This is a genomic window from Methylobacterium sp. Leaf469 (genome assembly GCF_001424745.1).
GTDB lineage: Bacteria > Pseudomonadota > Alphaproteobacteria > Rhizobiales > Beijerinckiaceae > Methylobacterium.
The window spans coordinates 249452-264923 of record NZ_LMRE01000023.1; the positions used below are offsets into that span (position 1 = coordinate 249452).

11 protein-coding genes are annotated in these 15472 nt (G+C 70.6%); 5 read left to right on the forward strand and 6 right to left on the reverse strand.

Annotation, left to right across the window (positions count from 1 at the left end; genetic code table 11):
• Positions 1–174 precede the first annotated feature (174 nt).
• From ASG60_RS12390 to ASG60_RS12405, 4 genes are read left to right on the forward strand one after another with little or no spacing between them, the layout of a single operon-like run.
• A complete protein-coding gene (locus ASG60_RS12390; RefSeq protein ID WP_056385812.1) occupies positions 175–1179 on the forward strand; it encodes a MoxR family ATPase in 1005 nt (334 codons plus the stop codon).
• Between the two features lie 3 nt (positions 1180–1182).
• A complete protein-coding gene (locus ASG60_RS12395; RefSeq protein WP_056385815.1) occupies positions 1183–2118 on the forward strand; it encodes a DUF58 domain-containing protein in 936 nt (311 codons plus the stop codon).
• Between the two features lie 11 nt (positions 2119–2129).
• Positions 2130–4940, forward strand: a complete 2811-nt coding sequence (locus tag ASG60_RS12400) for a DUF4159 domain-containing protein (protein ID WP_056385817.1) — start codon at positions 2130–2132, stop codon at positions 4938–4940.
• A 37-nt stretch (positions 4941–4977) separates the two neighbouring features.
• Positions 4978–7059 (forward strand): hypothetical protein, encoded by a 2082-nt coding sequence (locus ASG60_RS12405; RefSeq protein WP_056385819.1) that lies wholly within the window; start codon positions 4978–4980, stop codon positions 7057–7059.
• 7 nt (positions 7060–7066) lie between these two features.
• On the opposite strand, the gene ASG60_RS12410 is transcribed toward ASG60_RS12405, so the two are convergent.
• From ASG60_RS12410 to ASG60_RS12435, 6 genes are all read right to left on the reverse strand, one after another.
• Positions 7067–7951 (reverse strand): alpha/beta hydrolase, encoded by an 885-nt coding sequence (locus tag ASG60_RS12410; RefSeq protein ID WP_056385821.1) that lies wholly within the window; start codon positions 7949–7951, stop codon positions 7067–7069.
• Between the two features lie 32 nt (positions 7952–7983).
• Entirely contained in the window at positions 7984–8487 is a 504-nt protein-coding gene (locus ASG60_RS12415; protein WP_056385822.1) for an N-acetyltransferase, read from the reverse strand.
• Complete coding sequence (locus tag ASG60_RS12420) at positions 8484–9590, reverse strand: microcin C ABC transporter permease YejB (RefSeq protein WP_056262237.1); 1107 nt, start codon at positions 9588–9590, stop codon at positions 8484–8486. The genes ASG60_RS12415 and ASG60_RS12420 overlap by 4 nt, the downstream gene beginning before the upstream one ends.
• 10 nt (positions 9591–9600) lie before the next feature.
• Positions 9601–11457: an extracellular solute-binding protein gene (locus ASG60_RS12425; protein WP_056385825.1), complete on the reverse strand. Its 1857-nt coding sequence runs from the start codon at positions 11455–11457 to the stop codon at positions 9601–9603.
• Positions 11454–13367 carry an extracellular solute-binding protein gene (locus ASG60_RS12430; protein WP_056385827.1) on the reverse strand — a complete coding sequence of 638 codons (1914 nt, stop codon included), beginning with the start codon at positions 13365–13367 and terminating at the stop codon, positions 11454–11456. The genes ASG60_RS12425 and ASG60_RS12430 overlap by 4 nt, the downstream gene beginning before the upstream one ends.
• Before the next feature lie 242 nt (positions 13368–13609).
• Positions 13610–14410: a cytochrome c family protein gene (locus ASG60_RS12435; protein WP_056385829.1), complete on the reverse strand. Its 801-nt coding sequence runs from the start codon at positions 14408–14410 to the stop codon at positions 13610–13612.
• 301 nt (positions 14411–14711) lie between these two features.
• Here ASG60_RS12435 and ASG60_RS12440 point away from each other — a divergent pair, with 301 nt between their 5' ends.
• Positions 14712–15455, forward strand: a complete 744-nt coding sequence (locus ASG60_RS12440; RefSeq protein ID WP_056173705.1) for a 3-deoxy-manno-octulosonate cytidylyltransferase — start codon at positions 14712–14714, stop codon at positions 15453–15455.
• Positions 15456–15472 lie beyond the last annotated feature (17 nt).

A 15472-nucleotide genomic window follows, 5' to 3' on the forward strand; every position in this document is an offset into this window, starting at 1 on the left:
TCGCGACCGGAAAGGCACTGTCGAACCGAAGGCGAACGCCTGCGGCGTCGCGCCGACCTTGCCAGGGCGGCGCAAACGGCGCCACACTCGACCTGCACGGCCACCCCATGGCCGTTCCCTGACTGCTGCCATCGACCCCCAGAAGTCGAGGCGGAACGCGAGGACCGACACCGCATGACGCAAGGCTCCCAGCCGGCCACCTCCCTCGACGACGGCATCGTCGCCACGGCGGAAGCGTGTCTCGGAGCCGTCGGCGCGGCGCGTGAAGCGGTTCACAAGGTCATTTTCGGCCAGGAGCAGGTGGTCGATCTCACGCTCATCACCATCCTGGCGGGCGGCCATGGGCTGTTGGTCGGTCTTCCCGGCCTCGCCAAGACCAAGCTGGTCGAGACCCTCGGCACCGTCCTCGGCCTCGACGGCCGCCGGGTCCAGTTCACCCCGGACCTGATGCCCTCGGACATCCTCGGCACGGAAATCCTCGACGAGGATGCCAACCGGCACCGCTCGTTCCGGTTCGTGAAGGGGCCGGTCTTCACCCAGTTGCTGATGGCCGACGAGATCAACCGCGCCAGCCCGCGCACCCAGTCGGCCCTGCTGCAGGCGATGCAGGAGCATTTCGTTTCCGTGGCGGGCGAACGACACGATCTGCCGCGGCCCTTCCACGTGCTGGCGACCCAGAATCCCATCGAGCAGGAGGGCACCTACCCGTTGCCCGAGGCCCAGCTCGACCGTTTCCTGCTCGAGATCGACGTCGGCTATCCGGATCGGGCCGCCGAGCGCCGCATCCTCATTGAGACCACGGGCGTCGACGACCACAAGCCTCAGGCGGTGATGTCCACCGAGCAGCTCCTCACGGCCCAGCGCCTGGTGCGCCGCCTGCCCGTGGGCGATGCCGTGGTCGACGCGATCCTCGACCTCGTGCGTTCGGCCCGGCCCGAGGGGGGCGACCCGTCCCTCAAGGGCAAGCTCCTGTGGGGGCCCGGCCCCCGCGCCAGCCAGGCCCTGACCCTGGCAGTCCGCGCCCGTGCCCTCATCGAAGGCCGCGTCGCGCCCTCCATCGCCGACGTGAAGGCCCTCGCCGAACCGGTGCTCAAGCACCGCATGGCCCTGAGCTTCGCCGCGCGTGCGGACGGGGAGACCGTCCCGGGTCTCATCGCCCAGCTCGCGGCCAAGCTCTAGCGCATGGCCATAGCCCCCACGCGGACGGCCCCCACGCGGGTCCTCCCCGCCGAGGCCCGCATTCCCGGGCGGCGCGAGACCGAGAGCGCCCTCGGCCTCGCCGAGCGGATGCCGCGCCTGATCCTCGAAGCGCGACGCGTCTCGACCACCCTGGCCCACGGCCTGCACGGCCGCCGCCGGGCGGGACCGGGGGAGAGCTTCTGGCAGTTCCGGCCCTTCGTCGCCGGAGAGGCCGCCGCACGGATCGACTGGCGCCGCTCCGCCCGCGACGACCGGCTCTACGTCCGCGAGCGTGAGTGGGAGGCCGCGCACAACATCTGGTTCTGGATCGACCGATCGGCCTCCATGGGCTTCGCCTCGCACCTCGCCCAGGCGCCGAAGGTCGAGCGCGCCCTGGTCCTGGCCTTCGCGCTGGCCGACACCCTGGTGGACGGGGGTGAGCGTACGGGACTTCTGGGACTGACCCGCGCCGTCACTTCGCGTCGCATCGTCGAGACCCTGGCGCAGGCGCTCGTCGGCGACCACGCCGGTCTCACACGCGACATGCCGCCCCGCGCTTCGCCGGGTCGCTTCGACGAGGCGATCCTGATCAGCGATTTCCTGTCGCCGCTCGCCGAGGTGCGCCAAGCCGTGGAGGCCATCGCGGCGCACGGCACCCACGGCCACCTCGTGATGATCGTCGATCCCGTCGAAGAGACTTTCCCGTTCTCGGGCCAAGCCGTCCTGCACGATCCGGAAACGGACCGGACTCTGGCCATCGGCGACGCCGGAGCCTGGGGTGAGGCCTACCGTGCCCGCATCGCCGAGCATCGGGCCGGCCTCTCCGAGATCGCCCGCGCTCAGGGCTGGACCCTGACCATCCACCGCACCGACCGACCGGCCAGCGAAGCCGCCCTTCGCCTGCTCACCCTCGTCGCCGCCGCGCGCGGGACCGGCTGAGGATCGTTACCGTGCTCGGATTGCCCCTGATCTTTGCCGCCCCTCTGGCGCTCGCCGCGCTCGTTGCGCTGCCGGCCCTGTGGTTCCTCCTGCGGGTGACGCCGCCGCGTCCGCGCCGCATCGACTTTCCGCCGCTGCGGATCATGGCCGACCTGCTGCCCAGGCGCGAGACGCCGGCCCGCACGCCGCCATGGCTCCTGATCCTGCGCCTGCTCGTGGCGGCCTTTCTGATCCTGGCGGTGTCCGGGCCGGTCTGGAACCCGTCGGGCCTCGGCGGGGAGGCGGGACGCACGCCCCTCGTGGTGATGATCGACAACGGATTTTCCGCCGCCCACGATTGGCGCGAGCGCCAGCGGGTCGCCACCGATGCCGTGGAGACCGCCGCCCGCGACGGGCGTCCCGTGGCCCTGATGGCGTTGGCCGAGCCGGCCGCGCCCATCGAGGCCCGCGTGCCCGCCGATGCCCTGGAGCGCCTGCGCGCCATCGCGCCCCGGCCGCACCTCGCGGAGCGGGCGACACATCTGTCCGTCCTGGCCGCCTTCTTCGAGCGGACACCGGGCGCCGCTGCGCTGTGGATCAGCGACGGCGTCGCGGGACCGGGCGAGGACACGTTCGCCAAGGGCCTCGCAGACCTCGTCGGCAAGCACGGCACCGGTCTCACCATCCTGCGCGCCGATCGGCCGCCGGCCCTCGCGCTCTCGGCCGCGGAATCCGGCGGCCGGCTCACGGCCCGTGCCCTGCGCGCCTCGCCCAACGGTCGCGACGGCGGCATCGTGCGTGCCCTCGACGCGAAGGGCCTGCCGCTGGCCGAGCACGACTTCACCTTCCCGGACGGTGCAACCGAAGCGGCGGTCGCCTTCGATCTGCCGGTGGAACTGCGCAACGGCATCAGCCGCCTCGAGATCCTTGGCGAACGCTCGGCCGGCGCCGTGACCCTGGTGGACGAGCGCGGCAAACGCCGCCGCGTCGGGCTCGTCTTCGGCGGAACCAGCGATCAAGCCCAGCCGCTGTTGGCCCCGACTCACTACCTTTCCCGCGCCCTGGTGCCTTTCGCCGACGTGCAGGAGCCGCGCGGCGCCAAGGGCGTCGCCGAATCCGTTGCGCAGATGCTCGATGCGCAGGTTTCTGTGCTCGTGCTGGCCGATGTCGGTGCCCTCGACGCCGCCACCCTGGAGCGGGTCGAAGCCTTCGTCGATGCCGGCGGCCTACTCCTGCGCTTCGCCGGGCCGCGCCTGGCGGCGGGCAACGACCCCCTCGTGCCCGTGCGCCTGCGCCGGGGCGGTCGGACCCTCGGCGGGACGCTATCGTGGGACAGCCCGAAGACCTTCGCGACCTTCGCGCCGGAGAGCCCGTTCGCCGGACTCGTTCCACCGGCGGATATCGGCGTGCGCCGGCAGATCCTCGCCGAGCCCGACGGCGAGCTCCCGGGACGGACCTGGGCGTCGCTCCAGGACGGCACCCCCATCGTGACTGCGCAGAAGCGGGGCCAAGGGCTGGTGGTGCTCTTCCACGTCACCGCCGACACCACATGGTCGAACCTGCCCCTGTCGGGCTTGTTCATCGACATGCTGCGCCGGGTTGTGGCCCTGGCCGGCACCGGAGCGGCGCCTGCCGGCGACGTCGCACGTCCCCCGGCGGCGGTGCTCGCCCCACGCCTGACCCTCGATGGGTTCGGGGCCCTCGGCGCGCCGCCGGCCGGCGCCACCGCCGTGCCGGCGGATTACGCCGAGCGCGGCTCGTTCGAGCATCCGCCCGGCTTCTACGGTCCCGCCGATGGCGGCGTCGCCGTCAATGCGCTGACGGTGGCCGACCGTCTCAAGCCCATCGACTTCGCGCCCCTCGCCAGCGCCCGCACGGGATCGCTCGCCGGTGCCGAGACCCTCGATCTGCGCGCCACGCTCTTCACCCTGGCCCTCATGCTCCTCCTCCTCGACACCCTTGCGGGGCTCTGGCTCGGTGGCTTCCTTCGCCGGACGGGCGGACGGGCCGCAGCGGCCGCGTTCGTGCTCCTCTGCCTCGCGACCCCCGACTTCGCCCCGGCGCCGGCTTGGGCCCAGGCCCAAGCGACCGGTCGGCCGAACGGCATCGACTCGGCGCTCGCGACCCGTCTCGCCTTCGTCGTCACCGGCGACGAAGCGGCCGATACGGCGAGCCGCGCGGGCCTTGCCGGCCTGACGCAGGTACTGTCCAACCGCACCGCCCTTGAGCCCGGCGATCCCATCGGCATCGATCCGGCAAAGGACGAACTCGCGTTCTATCCCCTAATCTACTGGCCCATCGTCGCCGGCCGACCCCAGCCGAGCGCCGTCGCGATCCGGCGCATCGACGCGTTCATGCGCAACGGCGGCACCGTCCTGTTCGACACCCGCGATGCGCTGACGGCCCGCCCGGGTGGACCGCCGACGCCGGAAGCCCTCTACCTGCGCACCATGCTGTCCACTCTCGAAGTCCCCGAACTCGAACCGATCCCAGCCGACCACGTGCTGACCAAGGCGTTCTACCTCGTCGACACGTTCCCCGGCCGGTACGCCACGGGCCAGACCTGGGTCGAAGCCCTGCCGCCGGCGGCGGACGGCACCGAGCGCCGCCCGGCGCGGGCCGGGGACGGGGTGTCGCCCATCGTCATCACGGGCAACGATCTGGCCGCCGCCTGGGCCGTGGGCAAGCGCGGCGAGCCGCTCTACCCCGTGGTCGGCGGTGAGGAGCGCCAGCGCGAAATGGCATTCCGTGGCGGGGTGAACTTCGTGATCTACACCCTGACCGGCAACTACAAGGCGGATCAGGTCCACGTGCCCGCCCTGCTCGAACGGTTGGGCCAGTGAGCGGAGCCGGATCCGGAATGCGGGAGGCCATGCGCCGATGCTGAGCCTCAGCTTCACCCCCCTCGTCCCATGGCCGGTGCTGGCCGGTTTCGGGATCCTGGTCGCGCTGTTCGCCGTGCTGGCGATCCTGGCGCGCGGCGGCACGGCCATCCTGCGCGCCGTGGCCCTCGCCCTGGTGCTGCTCGCCCTCGCCAACCCCGCCCTGGTCCGGGAGGACCGGGAGCCCGTCAAGGATATCGTCGCCGTGGTGGTGGACCGATCGGGGTCCCAGGGTCTCGGCGACCGTCCGGCCATGACCGACGCCGCGCGGGCCGAACTGCAGCGCCGCTTCGGGGCCCTGACGGGGATCGAGCCGCGCTTCGTCGACGTGCCCGACGCCAAGGAGAGCGACGACGGCACGAAGCTGTTCACCGCGCTGTCTCAGGCTTTGGCCGATGTGCCGCCCGAGCGGCTGGCCGGCGTCGTGATGCTCACCGACGGCGTGGTGCACGACATCCCGGCCTCGGCGTCGGCGCTCGGCATCAAGGGGCCGCTGCACGTCCTCGTCACGGGGCATCCGGACGAGCGCGACCGGCAGATCAAGCTCATCGAAGCGCCGCGTTTCGGCATCGTCGGGCGGGACCTCACGATCCGCGCCGAGGTGATGGAACGCGGCGGCACCGGCAACGCCGTCGTCACCGTGCGGCGGGACGGCGAGGAGGTGGGCCGGCGTGCCTTCCCAACGGGACGGCCCTTCTCCCTCACCATGCGGATCGAGCACGGCGGCCCCAACGTGGTCGAGATCGAGGTCGAGCCGCTGCCGGGCGAGCTCACCGTCGTGAACAACCGCGCGGTGCTCCCCATCGAGGGCATCCGCGAAAAGCTCCGGGTGCTGCTGGTCTCGGGCGAGCCGCACCAGGGCGAGCGCACGTGGCGAAACCTGCTCAAGTCCGACGCCAACGTCGATCTCGTGCACTTCACCATCCTGCGGCCGCCGGAGAAGCAGGACGGCACGCCGATCTCGGAGCTGTCGCTCATCGCCTTCCCGACGCGTGAGCTGTTCGTCCAGAAGATCAAGGATTTCGACCTGATCATCTTCGACCGCTACGCCAACCAGAGCGTGCTGCCCTCGGCGTATTTCGACAACATCGTCCGCTACGTCCGCGAGGGCGGAGCGCTCCTCGTGGCGGCGGGACCGGAATTCGCCGGCCAGGCGAGCCTGTCGCGCACCCGGCTCTCGGCGATCCTGCCGGGCGAGCCCAACGGCCGCGTGGTCGAGCAGCCCTACAAGGCCGGGCTCACCGGCATCGGCACGCGCCATCCCGTCACCCGGGCCCTGCCCGGATCGGAGGCCTCTCCGCCGGCCTGGGGCGACTGGCTGCGCATCGTCTCGGCCCAGGTGAAGCCCGGCATCCAGCCGATCCTCCAGGGGCCGAACGCCCTGCCGCTGCTGGCCCTGTCGCGCGAGGACAAGGGTCGCGTGGCGCTCCTGCTCTCGGACCACGCCTGGCTGTGGGCGCGTGGCTATCAGGAGGGCGGCCCCTACCTCGACCTGCTGCGCCGCCTCGGTCACTGGCTGATGAAGGAACCCGCCCTCGAGGAAGAAGCCCTGCGCGCCCAGACCACGGGGCGCGGACGTGAAGTCCGCGTCGAGCGCCAGACCATGGCGGACACCGTCGAGCCCGTGACCGTCACGGGTCCCACGGGCGTCGAGCGCACCCTGACCCTGGCGCAGGCCGAGCCCGGCCTGTTCTCATCCACCTTCGAGGCGGAGCAGCTCGGGCTGCATACCCTGCGCTCGGGGAGCCTGGTCGCCTTCGTCAGCGTCGGCCCGCCGAACCCGCGTGAGCTCGCCGACGTGTTCAGCGACACCGAGCGTCTCAAGGCCCTCGCAGAAGCCACGGGCGGCTCGATCCGCCGGGTCGCCGAAGCCGGCGGCACCGTGGTGCCGCGCCTGCAGGCGGTGCGCGGCGGGCGCTTGGCCGGGGCCGACTGGATCGGGTTCCGACCGAGCGACAGCGCCAACATCCGCGGCGTCGCGGTCTATCCCCTGGCACTCGGCCTGTGGGCGCTCGCGGCGCTGGCGGCGGCCGTATTGGCCATGTGGCTGGTGGAAGGGCGGCGCGGCCGGACGGCGTGAGCCGTTCTCATGCCCCACGCCCCTCGAAAAACCGTGCGATCTCCGTCGCCGCCCGGTCCGGCGCCTCGCGGTGTGGAAAGTGCCCGACGCCCTCCAACGGCGCGAGGTCCAGGTCCGAAAACGTCTCGCCGAGGCGGTCGGTCCAGGCGTAGGGGAACAGCGGGTCGGCGGTGCCCCAGCGCACGCAGGTCGGCACCGCGATGGGATCCTGCGGCGGGGCCGTGCCCGCGATCATGGCGAGGCGGCCGGCCTGCGCGCTGAGGTACCAGTTGAAGCCGCCCTGCAGGTTGCCCGGTGCCATGAAGTTGTCGGTGAAGGCGTCGAGCACCGCGTCGAAGGCGGCCGGGTTGCCACCGGCCCAGTGGCGCAGGAAATGGCCGATGTAGAGCCGGCAGGCCTCGCGCGACGAGCCCACGAGGTCCGCGGCGAACGGCTTGACGTGAAACGACTGGTACCAGAACTCGGCCAGCATCTCGGGGGCGGCCAGACGCGGGCCGATGCCCGGATAGGGGCAGTCGAAGAAGAACAGGCCGGTGAGGCGGTCGGGCGCAGCGCGGCCCAATGCCTGCCCCACATAGGCGCCGACATCGTGCCCCACCACGCCGGCGCGTTCGATCCCGAGGGTATCGAGGAGCCCCAGAATGTCGGCGGCGTGGACCTCGGCCCCGGCCCTGTCGGAGGGGCCGGGATCGGGCTTCTCGCTCATGCCGAAGCCGCGCAGGTCGGGGACGATGAGGTCGAAGCGGTCGGCGAGCCGGGCCATCACCGGCTCCCAGGTCAGCCAGAATTCCGGCCACCCGTGGAGCAGGACCAGGGGCTTACCGCGCCCGGCGCGGGCGACGTGGAGAGCGGTGCCGTTGGCCTGCACGGTCTCGTGGTGGATGGGTGTCATCGTTCACTCCCGCGCGGTTGCCGCGCGGGGGATCAACGCCGGCGCACCGCGCTCACGTTCCCCGACACCGTCCCGGCGGCACCGGACACGAGTTCGCACCACAGGAAGCGGGTGGGATCGACGGGGCCGGGCGGAATCAGCCGGCCGGGCGGCACCGGGCTGAAGCCGAAGCGGCGGTAATAGGGGGCGTCGCCCACCAGCACGACGAGGCCGTGGCCGGCGCCGCGGGCCGCATCCAGGCTCGCCCGCATCAGGGCGCCGCCGATGCCGCGCCCCTCGAAGCTCGGATCGACGGTCAGCGGCCCCAGCACCAGGAGCGGTGCTTGCGCCTCCGCCGGCCCGAGGCGCACGGAGCCGACGAGGTCCGTGCCGACCAGGGCCGTGAAGCACAGGTCGGCCAGCGGCGCGGTGCCCTCGCGCAGGCGATAGGCGGTGCGGGCGAAGCGTCCCGGCCCGAAGGCGCGGGCGTGCAGGCGCTCGATGGCCGCGGCGTCCCCGGGATGCTCCATCCGCAGGACCAGGGGCAGGGAGGTCACGTCGCCCGGGCCGAGAAGTCGATGCGTGGGTCGATCCAGGTGTAGATCAGGTCCGACAGGAGGTTCACCGCGAGCCCCACGAGGGAAAAGATGTACAGGGTCGCGAACACCACCGGATAATCGCGCCCGACGATGGAGGTGAAGGACAGGAGCCCGAGACCGTCGAGGGAAAAGATCGTCTCGATGAGAAGCGAGCCGGTGAAGAAGGCGGAGATGAACGCCGCCGGGAAACCCGCGATGACGATCAGCATGGCGTTGCGAAACACGTGCCCGTACAGCACCCGGCGCTCGGACAGGCCCTTCATCCGCGCCGTGAGCACGTACTGCTTGCGGATCTCGTCGAGGAACGAGTTCTTCGTCAGCAGGGTCGAGGTGGCGAAGGCTCCGAGCACCAGGGCGGCCAGCGGCAGGGCCATGTGCCAGGCGTAATCCACCGCCTTGCCCCACAGGCTCAACGAGTCGAAGTTCTCGCTCGTGAGGCCCCGCAAGGGGAAGATCTGGAAGAACGAGCCGCCGGCGAACAGGATGATGAGGGCGATACCGAACAGGAAGCTCGGGATGGCGTAGCCGACGATGACCACGCCCGAAGTCCAGAGATCGAAGCGCGAGCCGTCCCGCACGGCCTTGCGAATCCCCAACGGAATCGAGATCGCGTAGGAAATCAGCGTCATCCACAGGCCGAGCGAGATCGACACCGGCAGCCGCTCGCGGATCAATTGCAGCACCGACACATCGCGAAAATAGCTGTTTCCGAAATCGAACCGGGCGTAGTCCCAGATCATCTTCAGGAAGCGTTCGGGTGCCGGCTTGTCGAAGCCGAATTGCTGTTCGAGCTTCTTGATGAAGGCCGGGTCGAGCCCTTGCGCCCCGCGATAGCGGGCGTTGGCTTCGCCCCCGCCCCCACTCGACCGAGCGGCCCCTCCGAGATCGCCGGCCCCACCGGTGACCCGCGACAGGCTGCCCTCGCCCTGGCCCTGGAGCTGGGCCAGTACCCGTTCGACGGGTCCACCGGGGGCGAACTGCACGATGACGAAGGTGATGAGCATGATGCCGAGGATGGTCGGCACCATGAGGGCGAGGCGGCGCAGGATGTAGCCGAGCAAGGAAGCGTCCTCAATTCCGGCCGATGCGCCGGGCTTGTGCCGCATCGTACCACCATAGGGCGGGTGCGCCGAGGTCGTAGGCCGGGCCCTTGGCCGGGCGGCCGTAGACGTCCCACAGGGCGAGGCGGTGGTCGGCCTTGTACCACATCGGCACCCAGTAGCGTCCGGCGCGCAGGGTCCGGTCGAGGGTGCGGCAGGCGGTGACGAGTTCGGCCCGGGTTGCCGCATTGGCCACCCGGTCGATGAGTCGGTCTACGGCCGGGCTGGCGATCCCCGCGAGGTTGTTGGAACCCGGCGTGGCCGCACTCCCCGATCCGTAGGCCTCCCGCAGCTCGGCGCCGGGCGTCATGCCGCTGGCGTAGCGCCGGGAGGTCACGTCGAAATCGAAATCCTTGAGACGGGACTGGTACTGCGAGGCATCGACCACCCGCATGCGCGCCTTGATGCCGATGAGGCCGAGATTGCGGATGAACGGGTGCGTCACCGGCTCGAACACCGGATCGCTGTCGAGGAACTCGAGTTCCAGGGGCCTGCCGCCGGGCAGGCGCACGACACCGCCGTCGCGGGTGCAGCCGGCCTCGCGCAGCAGGGCCACGGCGCGGCTGAGATTGGCCCGGTCCTGGCCCGATCCGTCGGATTCTGGTGGGCTCCAGGCTTCGCCGAACACCTCCGCCGGAAGATCGGCGCGCAGGGGATCGAGCAGGGCGAGTTCGGCCGCATCGGGGGTGCCGGTGGCCTTCAGGTCGGAATTCTCGAAGAACGAGGCCGTGCGGATGTAGGCCCCATAGAACAGGTTCTTGTTCGACCAGGCGAAGTCGAAGCACAGGCCGACGGCCTCCCGCACGCGGGGGTCGCGAAACGCCTCCCGGCGGGTGTTGAGGAACCAGCCCTGCGTCCCGGAGGGACGCGCATCGGGCACGATCTCCTTGCGCACCCGGCCCTCCGTCACGGCGGGGAAGTCGTAGAGCGTCGCCCAGACCCGGGACGTGAACTCCTCACGGAAGGTGAAAGCGCCGCTCTTGAATGCCTCGAACGCCACCTGCCGATCGCGGAAATACTCGTACCGGATGGCGTCGAAATTGTTCTGGCCGACATTCACCGGCAGATCGACGGCCCAGTAATCGGCCACGCGCTGCAACTCGATGAATCGGCCCGGCTCCAGGCGCCCGACCTGATACGGACCGGAGCCCAGCGGCGTCTCCAGGGTCGAGGCCTCGAAGTCGCGGTGCTGGTAATACGCCGCCGAGAACACCGGCAGGCCCGCCACGAACAGGGGCAGGTCGCGGCTGCGGCCGGGCACGAAGCGCACCACCACGGTATCGTCGCCGTCGGCCGTCGCCTCGCTCATGTCCCGGAGCATCTGGGCGATACCGGGATGACCCTTGGCCTTGAGGATCATCAGGGAGAAGGCGACGTCGCGGGCTGTGAGCCGGGTGCCGTCGTGGAACCGCGCCTGGGGCCGCAGGGCGAAACGGTAGGTCAGCCCGTCCTCGGAGACCTCGACGGACCGGGCCAGCAATCCATAGAGGGCGTCGGGCTCGTCGAGCGCCCGCACCATGAGGGAATCGAAAGTGAGATTCATGCCGGCGGCGCCATCGCCGCGCAGGACGTAGATGTTGAGGGTGTTGAAGGTGTCGCTCGCTTGGTTGCCCAGGGTCGAGGCGAGCTGGGCCGAGAAGCGGCCGCCGCGCGGCGCCTCCGGGTTCACGTAATCGAAATTCTTGAACGCGGCCGGGTATTTCAGTTCGCCGAAGCTCGACAGACCGTGGCGCGCCGCCCCTTGCGCCCGGCCGAATCCGGGCAGGACGCAAGCACCCGCGACCGCCCCGGCACCAAGGACGAGGGTGCGCCGGCTCGGGCCCCTCAACGCGGCCCCCCGGTCTTGGCGGCCAGGGCCTCGTCGTACCACCAAGTGGTCGGAAAACCCGAGCTGCCGTAGGCCGGCAGGACCTTGGGCCGGGCGAAGCGGTTCCAGCGGATCGTCCGTGAGACGTTGGAGGCCCATTGCGGCACCACGTAATCGTGGGCGAGCAGCACCCGGTCGAGGGCGTGGGTGGCGGCCAGCACGCCCGGCCGGTCCTTTGCGTAGATCACCCGGTCGATGAGGGCGTCGATGCCCGCATCCTTGATGCCGATGAGGTTGCGCGAGCCTTCCTTGCCGGCGGCGGCCGAACCCCAGTACTCGCGTTGCTCGTTGCCGGGCGAAAGGGATTCCGGCCACGACGACGTGGTGATGTCGAAGTCGAAGGCGCGCAGTCGGTTCTGGTACTGCGCCTGGTCGATGACCCGCAGGTTGCTCTGGATCCCGATGAGCTTGAGCTGGGCCGCAAAGGGCAGCACCACGCGCTCGAACACGCTCTGGAACTCGAGGAACTCGACGGTCAGCGGCTCGCCCGTCTTGGCGTCGACCATCTGGCCGCCGCGCAGTTCGTAGCCGGCCTCCTTGAGGAGGCGCACGGCCTCGCGAAGGTTGGCGCGCACGGAATCCGGCGTGCCGGCCACGGGGTTGGTGTAGGGGGTGGTGAAGACGGAGGCCGGGACCTTGTCGCGCACGCTCTCCAGGATCGCCAGTTCCTCGCCCTGCGGCAGGCCGGAGGACGCCAGTTCCGAGCCGTAGAAATACGAGTCGATGCGCTTGTAGAGGCCGAAGAACAGCGACCGGTTCATCTCCTCGAAGTTCATGGCGAGGTTGAAGGCCCGGCGCACCCGCGGATCGGCGAACTTGGCGCGCCGCGTGTTGAAGGCGAAAGCCTGCATGTTGCCGTTGCCGCGATCCGGGAACTCCTCCTTGACGAGGCGGCCGTCCTTCACGGCCGGGAAATCGTCGTAGGCGGTGGCCCAGTTGCGGGCGATGTTCTCGGCGCGGAAGTCGTAGAGGTCGCCCTTCAGGGCTTCGATCTGCACGGTGGCATCGCGAAAGTACTCGAACCGCATGGTGCCGAAATTGTTGCGCCCGGCGTTCACGGGCAGATCCTTGCCCCAGTAATCGGCCACGCGCTCGTAGGTGGCGCTGCGGCCCGGCTCGAACTTCGCGAGCCGATAAGGGCCGGACCCCAGCGGTATCTCCAGGGTCGTCTGCGTCACGTCGCGGGCTCTGCCCTGCGTGTCCGTTCCCGTCCACCAGTGCTTCGGCAGGACGCGCAGCTGCCCGATCACCTGGGGCAGTTCGCGGTTGCCGGCCTCGGCGAAGCTGAACGTCACCTCGCGCGGTCCCGTGATCTCGGCCTTGGTGACGTTGTGGTAGTAGGCCGCGAGCGAGGGGCTGTTCTCCTTCTGCACGGTGAAGGACCACACCACGTCCTCGGGGGTGATCGGCCGGCCGTCGTGCCAGCGCGCGCCCTCGCGCAGGCGATAGGTCACGGCGGAGAGGTCGTCGGCCAGCCTGAGCCCCTCGGCGAGGAGTCCGTAGGACGAGAACGGCTCGTCGGCCGATTCCGTCGTCAGGGTATCGTAGAGCTGGGCGATGCCGTTCTCGAGGTCGCCCTTGCGGCCCGCCACGACGATGTTGAAGTTGTCGAAGCCGCCCTGCGCACCAAGGCGCACGAGGCCGCCCTTGGGCGCGGCCGGGTCGGCGTAGTCGAAATGCTTGAAGTCGGCCGGGTACTTCGGCTCGCCCATGAGGGTGACGGCGTGGCGCCAGTCGCCCGACGGCGCATTGGCGACCGGCATGCCGGCGACGGGATCGGGTGCGGCAGAGGCCGAAGTGATGGCGCAGAGGGTCATGGCGCAGACCGACACGGCGGCGGCGAAACAACGTCCGATCAGGGCTTGTCGCATCACGATGGGGCGCTCTTTCCGATTTCGACGGCATCCTCGCGGGCCGTCCGCACGACGACCGCAAGGGCCGTTCTAGGACGGACGGAGGGGACACGCCAAGCGGCCCCATTCGCGCAGGACGAAGGGTCCGCATGCGCGCGGGACGCCCGACGCGTCCTGGCGCGGGCGTCGTCGAGGGCCTTCAAACGAAAAAAGGCCGGGACTGAGCCCGGCCTTCACGATCGTGACGATGCTGGCGCGACCTACTCGGCCGGCTTCTCGGCGGGAGCCGGAGGCGCGGGCGGAGTGGGCGGCTTCTCGGGCGCCGCCGGGGAGGCAGGCGGCGCTTCGGCCGGGGGAGCAGGAGGGGCGGGCGGCTTCTCTGCCGGAGCGGCGGCCGGGGCCGGCTTGGCCTCCGCCGGCTTATCTGCCGGCTTGGCAGCGTCAGGCTTGACAGCGTCAGGCTTGGCTTCGGCGGGCTTCGCCGCATCGGGCTTGGCTTCCGCCGGCTTGGCCTCGGCCTTCTTCTCCGCCGCCGGCAGGGGCGCCGGGGTATCGGCGAGGGTACGCAGATACGCGATGACGTCGGCGCGCTCGGCGGGCGAGGTGATGCCGGCGAACGCCATCTTGGTGCCGGCGGCGTAGCCCTTCGGGCTCGTCAGGAAGTGGTCGAGGTCGTCGTAGGTCCAGGTGCCGCCCTTCTCCTTGAGGGCGGCCGAATACTCGAACCCGCTCTCATGGGCCTTCTGGCGCTCGACGACGCCCCAGAGGTGCGGGCCGACCTTGTTGGGGCCGCCCTTATCGAAGCTGTGGCACGAGGCGCACTTCTTGGCCGCCGACTGGCCCTTGTCGGGGCTGGCGCTGGCGAGCCGGATCGGCAGGGGCTCGGCCTTCGCCTCGGGGGCACCACCGGCGGCCTTCGCCTGGGGCTCCGGCAGGGCGTAACCCGCGGCCCCGGCGGGCTTGGGGTGATAGATCAGCTCGGCGACGAACCCGGACCCTACGGCGAACAGGAGTGCGCCGAGCGCAGCACCCGCGACCTTGTTCAGCTCGAAAGAGTCCATTCTCGACAACTCCGATGCGTCCGGCTGGGCGCGCTTGCGGGCGGGTCCGGACACGGGGATGTGTCGGACTTTGGAAACAGTCGAGGGTGCTTAGCCGCTGGAGCCCGATCTTGACAATGGCGCGCGGCGACGCCGCGTAGTCGCAGAGGCCGATCCGTCACCGGTGTGGCCCCCGGGGATCGCCCCCGGTGCATGACAACACCCCACCCCGCTGGTAAGCGACGGGCTTCGAACGCGCCGGGAACGGACGTTTTCGAAGTCAGAGATCCTCGGCAGCCAGCCGAAGCGATGGGCGAAAAGAATGTCCGATCCCCTCGTGCTCATCCCCGCCCGCCTCGCCGCGACCCGCCTTCCGGACAAACCGCTCCTGGATCTCTGCGGCGCACCGATGATCGTCCACGTCTGGCGCCGGGCCGTCGAGGCCGGAATCGGCCCCGTGGTGGTGGCGACCGATACCACGGCCATCCGCGACGTGATCGAGGCGGAGGGGGGCATCGCGGTGATGACCCGAGCCGACCACCCCACGGGCTCGGACCGCCTCGCCGAGGCCCTGGAGATCATCGATCCGCAGGGCAACCACACCATCGTCGTCAACGTCCAGGGCGACCTGCCGACCATCGATCCCGCCATCATCGGGGCCGCGATCCTGCCGCTCGCCGACAAGGCCGTCGACATCGCCACCCTGTGCGCCGTGATCACCGACGCGGCGGAGCGCGACGATCCCAACGTGGTCAAGCTCGTCGGCCATCCCGTCGGCGAGAACCGCCTGCGCGCGCTCTATTTCACCCGGGCGCGGGCGCCGTGGGGGGAGGGGCCGCATTACCACCACATCGGCCTCTACGCGTATCGCCGCCGGGCGCTGGCGCGGTTCATGGCTCTGCCGCCCGGCACCCTCGAAACCCGCGAGAAGCTGGAGCAGCTGCGCGCCCTGGAAGCCGGCCTGCGCATCGACGCCATGATCGTCGACGACCTGCCTCTCGGCGTCGATACCCCCGCCGACCTGGAGCGGGCGCGCGCCGTCCTCTCGGCCCGGCGCCTGAACTGAACCGTTGGACGCGAAAA